The following is a 14,179-nucleotide window of genomic DNA, read 5'->3' on the forward strand; positions in this document are numbered from 1 at the left end:
GACAGGTTGACATAACTATAAACCTCCACCTCAGGGTTAAAGTTTCGAAACTCCCCGGAAGGGACACACGATGGCGGTCCAGAACTATCTCGCCGTGATCAAGGTCGTAGGCATCGGCGGAGGCGGCGTGAACGCCGTCAATCGCATGATCGAGATCGGCCTCAAGGGCGTCGAGTTCATCGCGATCAACACTGATGCCCAGGCCTTGTTGATGAGCGACGCAGACGTCAAGCTCGACGTCGGACGCGACTCGACTCGTGGGCTCGGCGCAGGCGCCAACCCGGAGATCGGCAAGCGCGCAGCAGAGGACCACGCCGAAGAGATCGAGGCTGCCATCAAGGGCGCCGACATGGTCTTCGTGACCGCTGGCGAAGGCGGTGGAACAGGTACGGGTGGTGCTCCAGTCGTCGCTCGTATCGCCCGCTCGCTCGGCGCTCTGACCATCGGCGTCGTCACCCGACCGTTCAAGTTCGAGGGCCGCAGCCGTTCGAACCAGGCTGACGTGGGCATTCAGGCACTCCGCGACGAGGTCGACACGCTCATCGTGATTCCCAACGATCGTCTGCTCTCGATCAGTGACCCCAATGTCAGCCTGCTCGACTCGTTCCGTCAGGCCGACCAGGTGCTGCACCAGGGCGTCTCCGGCATCACCGACCTGATCACCACGCCCGGCCTGATCAACCTCGACTTTGCCGACGTCAAGTCAGTCATGTCCGACGCCGGCTCAGCTCTGATGGGCATCGGCTCGGCTCGGGGCGAGCACCGTGCCGCAATTGCTGCCGAGAGTGCGGTGTCGAGTCCTCTCCTTGAAGCCTCGATCGAAGGCGCTCGAGGTGTGCTCCTGTCGATCGCCGGTGGATCCGATCTCGGACTCTTCGAGATCAACGAAGCCGCCGGCCTGGTTGCCGACGCCGTGCATCCCGACGCCAACATCATCTTCGGTGCCGTCATCGACGACGCCCTCGGCGATGAGGTCCGGGTGACTGTGATCGCGGCTGGCTTCGACGGCGGCGAGCCCAAGCTGCGTGACGCTTCACAGCCGGCACTGCTCAAGGAGGTCGACCGTACGCCTGCGGCGACGATCCCCAAGCCCGCCACCGCTGAGAGCTTCCTCGACCCTGACCCGTTCCTCGGCGACGATCCGCGCGATGGTGCGGGCAACGTGACGGTTCCGGCCGATCCGATGCCGACCGAGTACGGCGACGACCTCGACATACCCGACTTCCTGCGCTGACGATTCACGAGTGTTCTTTCACCGCGAGACGGTTGGCCGGGTCGAGTTCGCCTTCAGCGACCGTGAGGGCGGACTGAGCGATGGCGCGTGGGCTTCGCTCAATCTCGGCACGTCCAATGGTGACGATCCCAATCTCGTGCAGGGCAATCTTGAGCTGCTCGGCGAACATCTCGGAGTCGATCGACTCGTCCGTATGACGCAGGTGCACGGAGCCGACGTCGCTTGGACCGATGCTGTCGCTGCTGGCGAGATACCGGTGGTTGATGCATTGCTCACTGACCAGGTGGGAGTCGGTGTGCTGGTACGCGTGGCTGACTGCACGCCGGTGGTGCTGGTCGGTCTCGACGAGCCGGTGGCCGGCGTCATCCATTGCGGACGCGAAGGGCTGGTGCAAGGCATCGTCCCGGCTGCGATCGGTGCGATTCGGGATCGCGGTGCGGAGTCGCTCGAAGCATGGGTCGGGCCGCGTGCCTGTGGTCGTTGCTACGAGGTGCCGGAGGAAATGGCTGATGCGGTAGCCGCCGCCGTGCCCGAGGCGAGGTCGACGACATCTTGGGGCTCCCCGGCGCTCGACATCGGCGCAGGTGTCATCACTCAGTTGCGTGAGCTCGGCGTTCAGGTCAACGACCTCGGCGACCACGTCTGCACGATCGAGGACGAGCGGTTCTACTCCTACCGGCGTCAGGGCCAGGACTCAGGACGTTTTGGCGCCGTCGCGGTGATTCGATGAGCAGGCGAGACGAGATCGCTGCGGGGCTGGCCAGCGTCGAAGAACGCATCGTGGATGCCTGCGCGGCTGCCGGTCGCGATCGGTCCGAGATCACGCTCATTGTCGTGACCAAAACCTACCCGGCCAGCGATGTCGAGATATTGGCCGAGCTCGGCGTACAGGACGTGGGGGAGAACCGGCACCCGGAAGCCGGCGACAAGGCTGAGCAGGTCACCGCACCGCTGCGTTGGCACTTCCTGGGTGGGGTGCAGACCAACAAGGCCGGCGCGATCGCGCGCTACGCCGACACGGTGCACAGCGTCGACCGGGTCAAGCTCGTCAACGCGCTCTCGCGTGGAGCCGAAGCATCGGGACGAACGCTCCGTTGCCTCGTTCAGGTCGACTTCGGTGACGCTGACGGACGCTCGGGCGTCGCACCTGCTGGGCTGGCCGATCTTGCTGCCGCGGTGGCAAGTGCAGATCACCTCGAGCTGGCGGGTGTGATGACCGTCGCGCCTCTGGGAGATGACCCCACACCGCACTTCGAGCACCTCGTACGACTGTCGGCCGAGCTGCAGCAAAACTACCCAGAAGCCACGATCATCTCCGCGGGGATGAGCGACGACTTCGAACACGCCATCAAAGCCGGCGCGACACACCTGCGAATCGGGCGTTCAGTGCTCGGTGAGCGTGCTTCCACCCGGTAATCTCGGAAATGTCACATCTACTCGGAGCGACGGAGTTCTCATGGCTGGCGCAATGCGGAAGGTCGGCGAATATCTCGGCCTGGTCGAACAGGCTGACTTCGACGACGAGTTTGACGACGACATCGAGCCGTCGGTCCCGATCAGTCGGCAGCCTGCAGTTGTGCGCCCGACGCCGGCTCCGACCGTCACGAGCATGGAAGAACACCGCCGCCCTGCGCGTCGGCCGTCCAACTCCTCGGACCTGCAGCGCATCGAGACGGTGACGCCGCGCACGTACAACGACGCGCGCACGGTCGGCGAGCACTACCGCTCCGGTGTGCCCGTCATCATGAACCTCTCCGAGATCGATGACGACGACGCCAAGCGCCTCGTTGACTTCTCCGCTGGACTCGTGTTCGCAGCCCACGGCTCGATCAATCGCGTCACCGCCAAGGTCTTCCTGCTGTCACCCGAAAACATCACGGTGACGGACGAGGACAAGCAGCGAATTGCTGCTGGCGGCTTCTACAACCAAGACTGAGCTCGTCCTATGGCCGCTGTCGGCAGCATCATCTATTTCGCCCTCTGGGTTTGCGTTCTGCTCCTGATCGCACGATTCGTGCTCGACTGGGTTCAGATGTTCGCTCGTCAATGGCGTCCGCGCGGTCTGATCGCCGTGCTCTGCGAGGGCATCTACTCCGTCACCGATCCGCCACTAAGGGCCGTGCGCGGTGTGATCCCGCCGCTCCGTCTGGGCTCGGTGATGCTCGATCTCTCTCCGATGATCCTGCTGATCGGAATCTTCATCCTGCAGCGCATCGTTGCCGCTGTGTTCTTCTGACACGCCCAATTGAGATTGGGATCACGGGGCATCTGAGTAGTGATGTGGCAGGAGTGAACTATGACGGAGTACCCTTGAGTTTCCGAGTCCCCAGGACTACCCCGAACCCCTAGGTGAATTCATGCCGTTGACGCCAGAGGACGTGCGTAACAAGCGCTTTACGCCCGTCCGTCTTCGCGAAGGCTATGACATGGGCGAAGTTGATCAGTTCCTCGACGAAGTTGAGGCTGAACTCGAACGACTTACCGTCGAAAACGAGGAACTTCGCGCCAAGGTAGCTGCCGCATCGACCGGCGAACCGACCGGTCTCATCCCCTCGATCTCGCAGCCGGCTCCGGCCGTGCAGTCTGCGCCTGCCGTTCAGGAGACGTACTACACGCCGCCTGCCCCGGTGGAGCAAGCACCCGAGCCGACGCCGGCCCCCGTGGCAGCGCCGGCTCCAGTTGCGACGCCGGTGCCCTCGATGGGCGACGCGTCGTCCGCTGCGGCACGTCTCCTCGAGATTGCATCGGCCAACGCCGATCAGCTCATGGAGGCCGCCAAGGACGAGGCCGACCGCATCGTCGGTGAGGCCCGCACCAAGGCTGAGCGTCTGACCAATGAGGCTCGTGGCAAGGCTGATCGTCTCGAGACCGATGCCCGCATCCGCGCGCAGAAGCTCGACGAGGAGACCAACGAGCGTCGTCAGCAGGCAGTCGCAACGATCGAGCGTGAGCGTTACGAGATGCAGCGTGAGGTCGAGCACCTCCGTGCTTACGAGCGCGAGTACCGCGCACGGCTCAAGAACTACTTCCAGAGCCAGCTCGATCAGATCTCGGCCAACGAAGCCGGCACCTCTGCCCCGGTCCAGGAGCCTGTCGACGCCGCACCGCGTCGCCTGCGCTCGCTGCTGGGTGATGACGAAGGCTTCTGAGCCCCGTTAGAACCATTCAAAGAGAACGGCCCGCCTCCTTCGGGAGGCGGGCCGTTCTCTTTGTCCTAGGGCGTGTCCTAGACGACCGCGAGGTCGAAGCTGAGGCCAAGCTCGTCGTCGGTGAACTTGTTGGCGTCGGCGGACTCAGTGATCTCCGTAGCAAGCACTTCATCCGCGATGAGCTGCTGGTGGGTCGTGATCGCCTCGGCCATCGGGCCAGCAGCTGTCCACGACAGTGTGATGCGGTCGCTGATGTCGAAGCCGGAGGACTTGCGCGCCTCCTGGATGACGCGGATCGCTTCACGAGCGAGCCCGGCACTGCGCAGCTCGTCGTCGAGCTCGAGATCGAGCGCAACGGTCTCCCCCTGGTCGTTGACGACGGACCAGCCTTCGCGCGGACGCTCCGAGATGATCACGTCGTCGGGTCCGACCTCGACGGGCTTGCCGGCGACCAGAACGGTTGCCTTCGACGTCGCAGCAAGGTCAGCGGCCAGCGTTGCTGCGTCGGCTTCGCCGATCGCGGCTGCGATCTGGGGCGTCTCCTTGCCGAATCGCTTGCCGAGGTTGCGGAAGTTGCCCTTGGCCGAGTGGTCGACCAGGTCGCCGGCCGCTTCGGCAAGTGACTCCAGCGATCCGACGTTGAGCTCCTCGCACACCTGAGCACGGAGATCCTCGCCGAGCTGCTCCCAGGCTGCCGAGGCGACCAGGGCGCGACGCAACGGCTGACGCGTACGTACCTTCGCCTCAGCGCGAGCAGCGCGGCCGAGCTCGGTGACCCGTCGGGCCAGGTCGACGCGGGCGTTGAGTCCGTCGACGATGAGGCTCTCGTCGGCAACCGGCCAGGTGGCCAGGTGGACCGAGGCAGGAGCGTCGGGTGTCACCGGGACGATGACGTCCTGCCACACCCGCTCGGAGATGAACGGTGTGAGCGGCGCTAGCAGTCGCGTCAGGACGTCGAGAGTCTCGTGCAGCGTCGCGAACGCGGCAGCGTCACCTCGCCAGAAGCGACGGCGTGAGCGGCGGACGTACCAGTTGGACATGTCGTCGATGAATGACGCCAGGCGCGCACCAGCGGCTTGAGTGTCGAACGCCTCGAGCGACGCAGTGACATCGCGGGTAAGTGTGTGCACCTCGGACAGCAGCCACTGGTCGAGCACCTCGCGCTCGGCGACCGGTGGAGCGTCACTCGACGGCGTCCAGCCCTCGGAGCTGGCGTAGAGGACATGGAACGCGACGGTGTTCCAATAGGTGAGGAGCACCTTGCGTACGACTTCGGTCAGCGCGGTGGGACCAATACGGCGTGGCGCCCACGGCGAGCCCGAGCACGCCATGAACCAGCGCAGGGCGTCGGCGCCGTGCTCGTCCATCAGCGGCATCGGCAGCAAGATGTTGCCGAGGTGCTTGCTCATTTTCTTGCCGTCCTCGGCCAGGATGTGGCCGAGGCAGACGACGTTCTCGTACGAGCTCTCGTCGAACACCAACGTGCCGACCGCCATGAGCGAGTAGAACCAACCACGCGTCTGGTCGATCGCCTCGCAGATGTATTGCGCGGGGTAGGCCTGCTCGAACTTCTCCTTCGAGCCGGGACTGTGCGGGTAGCCCCACTGAGCGAACGGCATCGAGCCGGAGTCGAACCACGCGTCGATGACGTCCGGAACGCGTCGGTAGGTGCCCGGCTCGCCGTCGACCTCGAACGTGACGTCGTCGATATAGGGACGGTGTGGATCGAGGTCTGCGAGATCGCGGCCAGTCAACGCGGACAGCTCGGCGAGCGATTCGATGCACACGAGCTTGGACGGATCGGCGTCGTTGCGCCAGATCGGCAGGGGAGTGCCCCAATAGCGGCTGCGTGACAGCGACCAGTCGACGTTGTTGGTCAGCCAGTCTCCGTAGCGACCGTTCTTGATGGTCTCGGGGAACCAGTTGGTGTCGGCGTTCTCTTCAAGAAGCCGGTCCTTGACCTCAGTCGTGCGGATGTACCAAGCGGGGAGCGCGTAGTACATCAGCGGCGTGTGGCAGCGCCAGCAGTGCGGGTAGGAGTGCTCGTATGCCAGCTCGTTGAACATCAGACCGCGAGCGGCGAGGTCGTCGGCAAGTACGCGATCGGCCGTCTTGAAGAACTGTCCGCCCACCAGCGGGACATAGGCCTCGAAGTGGCCGTCGGGGGTGATCGGGTTGACGACGGGCAGATCGTACGCCTTGCAGACCGCCATGTCGTCGGCGCCGAACGCGGGGGACTGGTGCACCAGACCGGTGCCGTCCTCGGTTGTGACGTAGTCGCCGAGCACGACGAAATGAGCGGGAGATGGACTCTGCCCATTTGTCCCTACCGGGAAGGGGACCAGGTCGAACGGGCGCTCGTACGTCCAGCGCTCCATGTCGGTGCCGGAGAACGACTCGCCGGTGGCCGTCCAGCCCTCGCCGAGGGCCTTGGTCAGCAGCGGCTCGGCGACGACCAGCGTCTCGTTGCCGTCGGTCGCTGCGACGTAGGTGACGTCGGGGTTGACCGCGACCGCCGTGTTGGACACCAGGGTCCATGGGGTTGTGGTCCAGACCAGCATGGAGGCCTTGCCGGCCAGTGGGCCCGACGTCAGCGGGAAGCGTACGTAGACCGAGGGATCGGTGATCGTCTCGTAGCCCTGAGCCAGCTCATGGTCGGAAAGCGTCGTGCCACAGCGCGGGCAGTAGGGCGCGACGCGGTAGTCCTCGGTCAGCAAGCCCTTCTTGAAGATCGTCGACAGCGCCCACCAGACGCTTTCGACGTACGCCGGCTCCATGGTTCGGTAGGGGTTGGCCATGTCGACCCAGTAGCCCATGCGCTCAGTCATCTCTTCGAAGAGATCGACATGGCGTACGACTGCTTCGCGGCACTTGGCGTTGAACTCGGCAATGCCGAACGCCTCGATGTCAGGCTTGCCGTTGAAGCCCAGCTCCTTCTCGACAGCGATCTCGACGGGCAGACCGTGGCAGTCCCAGCCGGCCTTGCGGTCGACGTGGAAGCCTTGCATCGTCTTGAAGCGTGGGAAGACGTCCTTGAACACTCGCGCCTCGACATGGTGCGTGCCGGGCGTGCCATTGGCCGTCGGGGGACCCTCGTAGAACGTCCATCGGGGAGCGTCAGCAGGTGTGTCGAGAGATGCCGCGAACGTGCCCTGCTCGGCCCAGAGATCGAGGATCTCGCGCTCCAACGCCGGGAGATCGACATGGGCGGGAACGGGGCGATAGGACGCGTGCGAGGTCACACCTTCAATTCTACGGGTGACGAGAGCGAACCCTGCGGCGGTGCGAGTTGGCTTTGGCCGACAGGGGGTCTAACCTTCCTGCATGCCAAACACCAAGCTGGCCGTACGCGCCGACGAGAAGCCCTGGACCGCTGCCGAGGCCAAGGCTGTCCGCGCCGAGCTCGAGAGCGACCTCACCCGTCTGCGGGGCGAGCTCGACCAGTCGGCTCGCGAGCTGCAGGATCTGCTGCGCGATGGCGTCGATGGCGCCGGAAACGACCAGGCTGATGTGGGCTCCAAAGGTCTCGAGCGCGATGCCGAGATGTCACTCGCTGCCAACCAGCGTGAGCTGCTCCAGCAGACCGAGAAGGCACTCGATCGTCTCGACAAGGGCGTCTACGGCCAGTGCGAGGTCTGCGGTGAGGCGATCGGCAAGATGCGGTTGATGGCGTTCCCCCGTGCCACACTGTGCATGACATGCAAGCAGCGCGAGGAACGTCGCTGAGCCCTGAAAGCGGCCCGACAACCCACACTTCGGTACGACTCTTCGCGATCGTCGCTGCCCTGACGCTGGTCGTTGACCAGGTCACCAAGTACCTCGCCGTCGAAAAGCTGCAGGGCCGCGAACCCGTCGAGCTCATACCCAACCTGTTGTCGCTGACGTTCCACCGAAATCCCGGCGCCGCGTTCAGCACCGGCACTGGGTTCACGCTGGTGCTCAGCATCATCGCCGTCGTCGTGTGCGTCGCGGTCGTACGCATTGCCACCCGGCTCCGCGATCGTGGCTGGGCGATCGGTCTCGGGCTTCTGCTCGCCGGGGCGCTCGGCAACCTTTCCGACCGCGTCTTCCGCCAGCCCTCGCCGTTCAAGGGTCACGTCGTCGATTTCATCGACTACGGACTGTTTGTCGGCAATGTCGCAGACATCGCGCTGACGTTTGCCGCAATCGTCATCGTCTGGCGCACGTGGCGCGGTATCGCAATCGACGGCACCCGTGAGGTCAAGGAATGACAGAGGAAGTCGAACTCGAGCACAAGGTGCTGTCGGTGCCGGAAGGCCTCGATGGTGAGCGGATCGACAGCGCCCTCGCGCGTCTGCTCGGTCTGTCCCGTACGCGTACGAGTGAGCTCGTCGCCGACGGGCACGTACTGATTGACGGGCACTCGCCATCCAAGTCCGACCGCGTCCATCCGGGATCGATCCTCGAAGTCTCGATCCCGGCCCCCCGACGTGCCGTCGTCGTACCGTCAGAGGTCGAAGGCATGCGCATCGTGTTCCAGGACGACGACATCGTCGTGGTCGACAAGCCGGTCGGCGTCGCAGCGCACCCGAGCGTCGGCTGGGACGGACCGACCGTGCTGGATCACCTCGCCGGCATCGGCGTACGTATCTCTACGTCGGGCGCTCCCGAACGTCGCGGCATCGTTCACCGCCTCGACGTGGGTACGAGCGGGCTGATGGCGGTCGCGAAGTCAGAGCACGCCTACACCGTGCTCAAGCAGGCATTCCGTGACCGGACGGTCGACAAGACCTATCACGCGCTCGTGCAGGGGCACCCCGATCCGCACATGGGCACGATCGACGCTCCCATCGCGCGACACCCCAAGCACGACTTCAAGTTCACCGTGAAGGACGGCGGACGCGAGAGTGTCACGCACTACGACACGCTCGAGGCGCACCGATTCGCCAGTCTGCTGACGATCAACCTCGAGACCGGTCGTACGCACCAGATTCGCGTGCACATGGCCGCGCTGCACCACCCGTGCGTCGGAGACCTGATGTACGGCGCCGATCCGACTCTGGCCAAGCGCGTCGGCCTCGATCGTCAGTGGCTGCACGCGTACAAGCTCGGGTTCATCCACCCGCGTACGGGCGAATACGTCGAATTCGAGTCGGTCTATCCCGATGACCTCGTACACGCCCTCGAAGTCGTACGCGCCTCCGACTAAGCGAGGTCCCAGACGTACCGGCTCGTCGGTACGAGGTCGAGCCCCTGGTCGCCGCCGAATCGGGCGACGCTGGCCATCAGCTCAGTCATGCGGCGGCCGAGCTCCTCGTCGTCTCCACCGCTGCCGTAGAACTCGTGAATGTCCGTGAGCGCAGACATCGGGAACAGCTCTTCGACGATCGCCGAGATCTCGGGAGCGCCGGGCGTCAGCGGCTCCTCGACGATGTTCTGGATGTAGCCGAACGTGTTCTGCGTGTCGATCGCGATCTGGGTATGGCTGCCGAGCCAGATGTCGAGGTACTCCTCGCGAGTCATGCCTTCTGGGCGTCGAAGCACGGCGATGTTGGCCAGTGCCCCGGCGCGCGCACCGTCAGCCACGCTCGGGGGATCGATCGGACGGCGTTCGGTCACCCGCCAGGCGTGCGCGGCCGCATCAATGTCGGAGAGCACGGCGATCGCGGCTTCGGGGTCCCCATCCGTCCAGAGCGTCACGAACGCGGTGATCGGGGCACCGGGGCCGAACCGCAGGGCATCTGCCACGGGATCGTCGTCGACGTTGAGCTGGAACCGGGTGACCCCGATGGCGGCGAGTCGCGCTCGAAGGTCTGCGTCGTCAAGGGCAAGGTCTGTGCCGTGGAAGGCGAGGATCAGTTTCGTCACGCCTGCAATCTAGTGCCGACTGCGTCGTGGACAATGGGTGTATGACCCAGATCGTGCGCCAGTCCGAGAAGTTGCGTGATGTCTTGTACGACATCCGCGGACCCGTCAACGCACGAGCGGCCGCCATGGAGGCCGAGGGACAGCACATCCTCAAGCTCAACATCGGCAATCCGCAGCCCTTCGGGTTCGATGCTCCGGCCGAGATCCTGCAGGACGTCATCGCTGGTCTGCCGACGGCGCAGGGCTATTCAGATTCCCGCGGCATCCACTCGGCCCGCCGTGCTGTGGTGCACCACTACCAGCTCCAAGAGGGCTTCCCGATCATCGACATCGATGACGTGTGGCTGGGCAACGGCGTGTCTGAGCTGATCCAGATGGCGCTGCAGGCACTACTGGACAACGGCGACGAGGTGCTGATCCCGGTCCCCGATTACCCGCTGTGGACGGCCGTCACCAATCTGGCTGGCGGAGTGCCGGTGCACTATCGCTGCGACGAGGCGAACGGCTGGAATCCCGACATCGCCGACCTCGAGTCCAAGATCACTGACCGCACCAAGGTCATCGTCGTCATCAACCCCAACAACCCAACGGGTGCGGTCTACACCCGCGAGACGCTGACCGCTATCGCCGATCTGGCTCGCAAGCACAATCTCGTCCTGATGTCTGACGAGATCTACGACAAGATCCTGTACGACGACGCCGCACACATCCCGATGGCCAGCATCGCTCCCGATGTCCTGACGCTGACGTTCAATGGGCTCTCCAAGGCGTACCGGGTCTGTGGCTACCGCGCAGGCTGGATGGTCGCGACGGGACCGCTCAAGGAAGCCAACGACTACCTCGAGGGCATCACGCTGCTCGCCTCAATGCGACTCTGCCCCAACGTGCCTGCGCAGAACGCGATCCAGGTTGCACTGGGCGGCTACCAGTCGATCAAGGAGCTCATCCTTCCCGGCGGTCGACTGCTCGAGCAGCGCGACACCGCGGTCACCGAGCTCAACAAGATCCCTGGGGTGAGCGTCGTGGTGCCTCAGGGTGCGCTGTACGTGTTCCCGCGTCTCGACCCCGAGGTCTACCCGATCAAAGATGACCAGCAGCTCGTACTCGACCTGCTTCTGCAGGAGAAGATCCTGCTGACCCAGGGGACTGGCTTCAACTGGCCGGACCCGGACCACTTGCGCATCGTCACCCTGCCGTGGTCCCGCGACCTCGCCGAAGCCATCCAGCGGCTCGGCCACTTCCTGAGCAGCTACCAGCAGGCCTAGCCGCTACTTCTTCTTGCTGGCGACGTAGTCGGCGACCTCGTTGACGCGGAATCGTACGATCGAGTCGATCAATTCGGCCGGCAGTGGCTCGTCCAGTGGGAAGCGGATGGCGGACTTGCTCGTCTTGTACGCCGACAGCTCGGCTGCGAACTTCGAGAAGGCACCAGCGGTCGGGAAGAACGTCAACGATGTGTGCTCGGTGAACCCGGCGAACTGCACGACGACGACACCGTCGGCCTTGTAGGCGGGGATGTTGTAGCTGATGGTCTCTTCGGTGTCGGGTGCTGCGGCACGGATGATCCGGCGCATCTCGACGAGTCGTTCCTCCACACCGATCAGCGACGCATCGATGTACTCGTCAACGGTCGTGAAGGACTTCTTCTCGCGGTCCGGGTGCTCGGTCATGTGACCAGTAGAGCGGGTATGGGAGCGGTTCGCCAAACTTGCGGGCGAGCCATCCAAGTTCTGTTGGTTAGGGCCGACTAGGCTGAAGCTCTTCCCCCCAAAACGCGCCGAGGAGGCAATCTTTCGATGTCGAGCGACTCGCCCTTCGTGCATTTGCATGTGCACACGGAGTACTCGATGTTGGACGGCCACGCGCTGCTCGACCCGCTGTTCGAGCGCACAGCAGAGCTCGGAATGTCTGCAATTGCAATGACAGATCACGGCAATCTCCACGGCGCCTACGACTTCTGGGCCAAGGGCCGGCAGCACGGGGTCAAGCCGATCATCGGCATGGAGGCCTATCTCGCGCCCAACATCTCGCGCCACGAAAAGAAGGCCGTGCAGTGGAACAAGGGCGGCGAGGACGACATCTCGGGGCGTGGCGCCTACACGCACATGACCCTGCTCTCAGAGTCGACCGAGGGCATGCACAACCTGTTCCGCATCGCGTCCTACGCCAGTCTCGAAGGTCAGTACCGCAAGCCTCGCGCCGACCGCGAGCTGCTGCAGCAGTACGGCAAGGGCATCATCGCCACGACCGGTTGCCCGTCCGGTGAGATCCAGACCTGGTTGCGCATCGGCAACTACGAGAAGGCCCGCGCCTCGGCCGCCGAGTTCCAGGACATCTTCGGCAAGGAAAACTTCTTCCTCGAGCTGATGGAGCACGGTCTCGAGATCGAGGCACGCGTACGCGACGGACTGCTCAAGCTCAAAGCTGATCTCGGACTCCCGGTCATTGCCACCAACGACTCGCACTACGTGTCGCCCGAGGACGTCGAAGCGCACGACGCCCTGCTGTGCATAGGCACCGGCACGACGCTGGGCGATCCCAAGCGGTTCAAGCTCGACGGCGGCGGCTACTACATCAAGTCGGCCAAGGAGATGCGTGATCTCTGGGAAGACCGCTTCGACCTCAAGGAAGCCTGCGACAACACGCTGCTCATCGCTGAGCGGTGCAATGTCGAGTTCGCCGAGTCCAACGGTGGCTACATGGCGCGTTTCGACGTGCCTGCCGGCGAGACTGAGGAGAGCTGGTTCGTCAAGGAGGTCTGGAAGGGCATCGAGTCGCGCTATCCCGGCGATGCGCTGACCCCCGAAGTGCGGGCGCGTACCGAGTACGAGCTCGAGGTCGTCCGCGACAAGGGCTACTGCGGCTACTACCTCGTGGTTGCCGACTTCATTAACTGGGCCAAGGACAACGGCATTCGCGTCGGCCCGGGGCGCGGTTCCGGAGCGGGCTCGATCGCCGCGTACGCGCTGCGCATCACCGACCTGTGCCCGCTCACTCACGGCCTGATCTTCGAGCGATTCCTCAACCCTGAGCGCCCGTCGATGCCCGACTTCGACATCGACTTCGATGAGCGTCGCCGTGGCGAAGTGATCCGCTACGTCAGCAACAAGTACGGCGAGGAGCGCGTCGCCCAGATCGCCACGTTCGGCCGACTCAAGGCCAAGGCCGCCATCAAGGACGCCAACCGGGTGCTGGACTACCCGTTCGCGATGGGCGAGCGCATCACCAAGACGTTGCCGCCCGACATCATGGGCAAGGGCGTCGCGCTCAAGGACATCTTCGACACGACCAACAAGCGCTACGGCGATGGGTCAGAGTTCCGGGCGCTGCACGAGGCTGACGCCGAGGTCCGCAAGATCTACGACACCGCCCTTGGTCTCGAGGGTCAGATCCGTCAGTGGGGTGTGCACGCTGCCGGCGTGATCATGTCCAGCGATCCATTGATCGACATCATCCCGATCATGAAGCGCGACCAGGATGGCGCGGTCATCACGCAGTTCGACTACCCGATGTGCGAGGCGCTCGGGCTGGTCAAGATGGACTTCCTCGGTCTTCGCAACCTCACCGTGCTCGACGACGCGCTCGCCAACATCAAGCGCAATCGCGACATCGACCTGGTGCTCGAGGACCTCACCTTCGACGACCCTGCGACCTACGAGCTGTTGTCCCGCGGCGATACCCTCGGCGTGTTCCAGCTCGATGGTGGTCCGATGCGAGCGCTGCTGCGGAGCATGAAGCCCGACAAGTTCGAGGACATCTCGGCTGTCGGTGCGCTCTACCGCCCGGGTCCGATGGGCGCGGACTCTCACAACAAGTACGCGCACCGCAAGAACGGTCGCGAGCCGATCGACCCGATCCACCCTGAGCTCGAGAAGCCGCTGGAGAAGGTGCTCGGCGAGACGTACGGCCTGATCGTCTATCAGGAGCAGGTGATGGAGATCGCCCAGGTGCTGGCCGGCTTCAGCCT

The 14,179-nt window shown here is 64.3% G+C and carries 14 protein-coding genes; 11 read left to right on the forward strand and 3 right to left on the reverse strand.

Features of this window, described 5'->3' with window-relative positions:
• Positions 1-70: 70 nt before the first annotated feature.
• From ftsZ to V6M39_RS09650, 6 genes are all read left to right on the forward strand, one after another.
• The gene (gene ftsZ, locus V6M39_RS09625; RefSeq protein ID WP_332643605.1) at positions 71-1,234 is read left to right on the forward strand and encodes a cell division protein FtsZ; all 1,164 of its coding nucleotides are present in this window, start codon (positions 71-73) and stop codon (positions 1,232-1,234) included.
• Between the two features lie 10 nt (positions 1,235-1,244).
• Complete coding sequence (locus V6M39_RS09630) at positions 1,245-1,964, forward strand: polyphenol oxidase family protein (RefSeq protein WP_332643606.1); 720 nt, start codon at positions 1,245-1,247, stop codon at positions 1,962-1,964.
• Positions 1,961-2,650 (forward strand): YggS family pyridoxal phosphate-dependent enzyme, encoded by a 690-nt coding sequence (locus V6M39_RS09635; RefSeq protein WP_332643607.1) that lies wholly within the window; start codon positions 1,961-1,963, stop codon positions 2,648-2,650. The genes V6M39_RS09630 and V6M39_RS09635 overlap by 4 nt, the downstream gene beginning before the upstream one ends.
• Positions 2,651-2,690: 40 nt before the next feature.
• On the forward strand, positions 2,691-3,170 hold the full coding sequence (locus tag V6M39_RS09640; protein ID WP_332643608.1) for a cell division protein SepF: 480 nt from the start codon (positions 2,691-2,693) through the stop codon (positions 3,168-3,170).
• A 9-nt stretch (positions 3,171-3,179) separates the two neighbouring features.
• A complete protein-coding gene (locus V6M39_RS09645) occupies positions 3,180-3,470 on the forward strand; it encodes a YggT family protein (protein ID WP_309970261.1) in 291 nt (96 codons plus the stop codon).
• A 121-nt stretch (positions 3,471-3,591) separates the two neighbouring features.
• Positions 3,592-4,383, forward strand: coding sequence for a DivIVA domain-containing protein (locus V6M39_RS09650; protein ID WP_332643609.1), 792 nt, complete (start codon positions 3,592-3,594; stop codon positions 4,381-4,383).
• 77 nt (positions 4,384-4,460) lie between these two features.
• Here V6M39_RS09650 and ileS read toward each other — a convergent pair whose 3' ends face one another.
• On the reverse strand, positions 4,461-7,625 hold the full coding sequence (ileS, locus tag V6M39_RS09655; RefSeq protein ID WP_332643610.1) for an isoleucine--tRNA ligase: 3,165 nt from the start codon (positions 7,623-7,625) through the stop codon (positions 4,461-4,463).
• An 82-nt stretch (positions 7,626-7,707) separates the two neighbouring features.
• Here ileS and V6M39_RS09660 point away from each other — a divergent pair, with 82 nt between their 5' ends.
• Genes V6M39_RS09660 through V6M39_RS09670 form a run of 3 tightly spaced genes read left to right on the forward strand, consistent with a single transcriptional unit; the run spans position 7,708 to position 9,553 of the window.
• Positions 7,708-8,109, forward strand: a complete 402-nt coding sequence (locus V6M39_RS09660; RefSeq protein WP_309970253.1) for a TraR/DksA family transcriptional regulator — start codon at positions 7,708-7,710, stop codon at positions 8,107-8,109.
• Complete coding sequence (gene lspA / locus V6M39_RS09665) at positions 8,082-8,615, forward strand: signal peptidase II (protein ID WP_332643611.1); 534 nt, start codon at positions 8,082-8,084, stop codon at positions 8,613-8,615. Before V6M39_RS09660 ends, lspA begins: the two co-directional genes overlap by 28 nt.
• Positions 8,612-9,553, forward strand: coding sequence for an RluA family pseudouridine synthase (locus tag V6M39_RS09670; RefSeq protein WP_332643612.1), 942 nt, complete (start codon positions 8,612-8,614; stop codon positions 9,551-9,553). The genes lspA and V6M39_RS09670 overlap by 4 nt, the downstream gene beginning before the upstream one ends.
• Here V6M39_RS09670 and V6M39_RS09675 read toward each other — a convergent pair.
• Positions 9,550-10,212, reverse strand: a complete 663-nt coding sequence (locus tag V6M39_RS09675; RefSeq protein ID WP_332643613.1) for a hypothetical protein — start codon at positions 10,210-10,212, stop codon at positions 9,550-9,552. The genes V6M39_RS09670 and V6M39_RS09675 overlap by 4 nt on opposite strands.
• A 41-nt stretch (positions 10,213-10,253) precedes the next feature.
• Here V6M39_RS09675 and V6M39_RS09680 point away from each other — a divergent pair, with 41 nt between their 5' ends.
• Complete coding sequence (locus V6M39_RS09680; protein ID WP_332643614.1) at positions 10,254-11,477, forward strand: pyridoxal phosphate-dependent aminotransferase; 1,224 nt, start codon at positions 10,254-10,256, stop codon at positions 11,475-11,477.
• Between the two features lie 3 nt (positions 11,478-11,480).
• Here the strand turns inward: V6M39_RS09680 and V6M39_RS09685 are convergent, their stop codons facing one another.
• Complete coding sequence (locus V6M39_RS09685; RefSeq protein WP_332643615.1) at positions 11,481-11,882, reverse strand: iron chaperone; 402 nt, start codon at positions 11,880-11,882, stop codon at positions 11,481-11,483.
• A gap of 126 nt (positions 11,883-12,008) precedes the next feature.
• Between V6M39_RS09685 and dnaE the strand changes: the two genes are divergently transcribed.
• Positions 12,009-14,179 (forward strand): DNA polymerase III subunit alpha (gene dnaE / locus V6M39_RS09690; protein ID WP_332643616.1); only part of this gene is annotated, 2,171 nt, incomplete at its 3' end.

The sequence above is a fragment of the Aeromicrobium sp. genome (genome assembly GCF_036675695.1).
Classification (GTDB): domain Bacteria; phylum Actinomycetota; class Actinomycetes; order Propionibacteriales; family Nocardioidaceae; genus Aeromicrobium.